General features: G+C 66.3%; 2 protein-coding genes. One reads left to right on the top strand and one right to left on the bottom strand.

The window, feature by feature from the left end; all coding sequences use genetic code 11:
• The first annotated feature begins 301 nt into the window (after positions 1-301).
• Complete coding sequence (locus tag Q4F04_RS15160) at positions 302-538, top strand: hypothetical protein (protein WP_303370628.1); 237 nt, start codon at positions 302-304, stop codon at positions 536-538.
• Positions 539-556: 18 nt separating this feature from the next.
• Here Q4F04_RS15160 and Q4F04_RS15155 read toward each other — a convergent pair whose 3' ends face one another.
• A complete protein-coding gene (locus tag Q4F04_RS15155) occupies positions 557-2,554 on the bottom strand; it encodes a calcium-binding protein (protein WP_303370627.1) in 1,998 nt (665 codons plus the stop codon).
• Positions 2,555-3,020 lie beyond the last annotated feature (466 nt).

Genomic DNA, 3,020 nt, shown 5'->3' with positions numbered 1-3,020 from the left:
GAGCAGCGGATTGAAAATCCGCGTGTCGGCGGTTCAAATCCGTCTCCGGGCACCATTTAATCCTTCGAAAGACATAGGCTTCAGCCGAGCTGCTGTTCTCTTGCGTTCTGCTTGTGCAAGCAACACGCAAGCAGGTGGCACGGAAATACTGCGGCTTCCTGCCCCCCTTGACAGGTTCAGGGTTCGCAGTTGTCGGCCTGTGCAGGGCCGGGTCTCCACGCCACGGTTCCCGTGTGTCGACTGCTGATTTCATGCGCGCTTTTGTGGCCTTCATTGCTTCGAGTGTGGCCACCCATGGTGAATGCTGCAGCAAGTCGGCGCGGGATACGGGGCCGTGAGCGCCCCCTCATCACGGCTCGAAGCGTCGGCCAATAGGCAGGTGGTGAGCCGGCTGGCGCAAGGCATCGGCAAGCCGCTCCGGCCCGGCAGGATGGTGGCGCGGGCAAAAGGATGTGAGTGGCTGATCCGCAAGCCGATGCAGAAGGAAGATCATGCCCTTGCGGCGACAGGCCTCTGGAATGGGCATTCCGCCGGCTGATTGGCCGGCGGCTGCAGGTCACCAGATGAAATCATCCGCCCCCAATGCCGAAAGCGGGGTCCAGTCGATCCTCAGCAGGTCATCGCCGTGGCGGAAGGTGACATGGCCGCCCTCCTGCCGCAGATGGCCGCGTACATCGGCCCAATCGTCCAGTCCCGCAAAGCTGCGCAGGTCGATCCGGTCCTGCGCGGGATCGAAGTTGCGGATGGTATCCCGCCCGTCGTTGAAGATGAACAGGTCGGCGCCCGGACCACCGCGCAGCATGTCATTGCCGGGACCGCCGTCCAGCGTGTCGCTGCCCGCCTCGGCCGCCAGGTCGTCATTGCCCGTGCCGCCGCGCAGCAGGTCGTTGCCGGCGCCGCCGATGATGATGTCATGCCCGGCGCCGGAGTCGATGGTATCGTTGCCTTCGAGGCCATAGACCCGGTCGCCCCCGGCGCCCGAGCCCACGCTGTCGTTGCCGGCGCCCGCGTTGACCGTGTCCGATCCCGCGCCGCTTCGCACCGTGTCATTGCCGGTGCCGGCGTTGATGATGTTATGGCCGTCCCCGCCGTCGAGCAGGTCGTTTCCTGCCTCGCCCCACAGCAGGTCCTGGCCAGCCCCGCCTTCCAGCCGGTCATTGCCGTTGCCGCCATGCAGCGTGTCGTTGCCGGCGCCCCCGTAAAGCGAATCGTTGCCGCGGTCCCCGTGCAGCACGTCGTTGCCGGCGTTGCCGCGGATCACGTCGTTGACATAGGTGCCCGCGATACGGTCGTTGCCCGCGCCGCCGTTCACCGCCGGCAGGGTCAGCGGGCGGACCACGCCCAGGACATCGGTGCTGTTCGCCTGGGAAAGCTCGGCGCTGAAAGAGGCGACGATCTGGCCGGCCCCGTTGATCAGGGCATTGCCGCCGGTCATCTCGAAGTCGGGGTCGCCTTCGCTGATCTGGAAAGACCCGGTGATCGCCTGTCCCGTGGTCCCGAATACCCGGCCCATCAGCAGGCCGCCGTCGAACAGCCCGCCGATCGCATCCTTGATATAGTGGAAATAGGTCACGAGCACGCGCCCGGCGCCGAGATCCACGACATCCTGCAGGCTCTGGTTGCCGGCCTGCCGGTCCGAGTTGACCATCACCGGATTCGTGGCCCCGGTGCCGTTGGCGTTCAGCAGCCGGAAATAGACGTCGTCGGCATGGACGTTCTTCGGCTCGTCGCGATGCCAGGCGGCGGCCCAGCGCCCGGTGCTGAGGCCCGCGAGTTCCGAATGGCTCTGGTCCAGGCCGAACTGCTCCTGGCTGTGGGGGACGACGGGGGCCACGACCCGCGCGGGACCAAGGGCCGAGCCGTCGGCGCGATGAACCTGGGTCCAGATCGCATAGCCATCCTGCCCGTTCTGCGCCGTGCGCTGGTGCCAGCTGACCGCATAGGTCCCGTTGGCCCCCGCCGCGATGGAGGGGGCAAGATAATCCGCGCCGCGCCACGAGTTCACATAAACCGGGGCATTGTCCACCAGCAGGGTCGGGTTGCCCACCTGCGCGCCCCCGGCCCCGTGGCGATAGGCAAGAAGGTCATAGCGGCCGCCGCCCTCATCCCTTACGACCAGCGTGACCGACTGGCCATTCGACAGGGTGGTGATGTCCGCGGCGTAATGGTCCTTGCTGATGTTCGGCGTCAGTTGCCGCGCCGCCGCCCTGGGTGATCCGTCGGCGTCATAGAAGCGGATATAGCTGTCATAAAAGGCGTCCTCGTACCCGTTGACCGCCGAGGCCCCGCGGCTTTCGAAGATCACCGCGAAGCTGCCGTCGTTGAAGGCGGTGGCCGCCGGTCCGCGCTGGATGTCGGCGGTCAGGTTGTTGACGCGGACGGGGGCCGGGCTTCCCGCGCTCAGGTCCCCGTTCTGGAAGCGCATGTAGACGCCGAACGATGATTCCAGATTCAGGTCGGTCCAGAGCGTCACGAGAAAGCCGTTCTTCAACTGCAGGAGATAGGGATCTTCCTGCAGGCTCCGCCGGTCGTTGGACAGGAAATAGGTCGGCATCCCGGATGATCCTGACATATGGGAGGGGGCAGAGGCATCGTGCCAGCGATCCCCAGGTTCGCCAAGTCACCAGTTCGCTGCACGGCATGAAGATGCGCAGAGGGTCCGTGTCGGCCGGCACTGCCGGGGCACCTTTGTCATTTCCCATGCTCCGGTCAGGCGTTCATCCGAGCGGTCCTTTGCCCGGACCCTCGCGCAAGGCTTTTGCGCGGCATGGCCCTTGCCGTCCTGCTTGGCGGGTTCTTCGAGGAAGAGGGGGCCACGGAAGCAAGGAACCACGCGATCCGCCCAAGGTGCGATCGCGTGGTTGCTGACGGACAGGGCGCTCAGGCCGCGGCGCCGGGGATGGGCCGCCCGACGGTCAGGCCGCCGATCCGGCGCGCGATGGTCTCGGCATCGATGCCGAAATGGCGGTAGAGATCGCCGATGGTCCCGGTCTGGCCGAAATGCTCGACCCCCAGCGGGA

The sequence above is a fragment of the Paracoccus sp. (in: a-proteobacteria) genome, from assembly GCF_030536915.1.
GTDB lineage: Bacteria > Pseudomonadota > Alphaproteobacteria > Rhodobacterales > Rhodobacteraceae > Paracoccus.
This window is presented reverse-complemented; position numbering and strand designations above follow the sequence as displayed.